This window comes from Pseudoalteromonas phenolica (genome assembly GCF_005886345.1).
Classification (GTDB): Bacteria; Pseudomonadota; Gammaproteobacteria; order Enterobacterales; family Alteromonadaceae; genus Pseudoalteromonas; species Pseudoalteromonas phenolica_A.
On record NZ_PNEC01000099.1, the window covers coordinates 1 to 1,014 of the forward strand.

Consider the following 1,014-nt stretch of genomic DNA (forward strand, 5'->3'; position numbering starts at 1 on the left):
TACTTTTTATGGGTAAGTCCTTAGCCTAACGCCGCAATAAGCGGCTAAAAAAGCTTGGCTAAACTTAGTGAGGTACGAACTAAGCCAAGCTTTTTTAGTCCGTACTTGATTGATTTGTTATGCACCGTCGGAGCTAAATAAGGTTTTCGCGCAATATGGTGTTAACTCAGATGAACTATGGCCAATATTCGGAATTATTTTTACATTCACACTACCTTTGATTCCATATTTTTTAGCATTTTCATTCATCGCTCTAGCCCAATTGTGTGCAATTTCAATACGATTATTACCAATATGAGCTGGCCTTTTAGGTTGAGCTTTAATATCTTTACTGCCTATAACAATCGATACATTCTTTGAAGCCATGGCATAATTTTTTAAGTGTTTTGAAATATAGACTCTTTGTTGTGTCCCATCTTTCCACTTTATAGTTTTAGATAAATCACCTGCACCATAAGGCCACTTGGTTGATTTAGTAGGGTAACTATATCGACCTGCTGCACTTATTACGGAACGAATAACTCTATCAGGATGAGTTACAATGTACCTATTAACAAATTGGCCTCCAGCGGAATGCCCATAGAGATAAAAGCGGTTACTACGTGAACTTGTATAATTAGAATAACGATCTACAACACTGTTAACGAATTGATCTGCTGAAGTGTTTTTACCAAATAAATTTCGGTATCCACCATACCCTCCGCCTAAGTTTCCAAAACGAGCAGTATCAAATACGGGAGCAATTAACAATAATCCATATTTATCTGCATATGGTACCCACCGAGTAATATACTTTTTTGCCACGTCGGAAGCATTATCCGTTTTTGAAAGCATTCCGTGAGCAATAACCATTATATTTTTAGGCTTTTGAGTGGGAATGTATTTATAAAAGTCACCATCCCATGATGACTCTAAAGTTACTTTTGCATTTACACATACAGTAAAAAATATGGATACTAAAACAAGAAGACTACGCATTACTTTCCTTAAGTGCATAACGAATGAGATGGACTC

Annotated in this window: 1 protein-coding gene; it reads right to left on the bottom strand. The window is 36.4% G+C overall.

The window, feature by feature from the left end:
• Nucleotides 1-117: 117 nt before the first annotated feature.
• On the bottom strand, nucleotides 118-1,014 hold an 897-nt coding region (locus CWB72_RS20170), incomplete at its 5' end, for a hypothetical protein (RefSeq protein ID WP_212747916.1).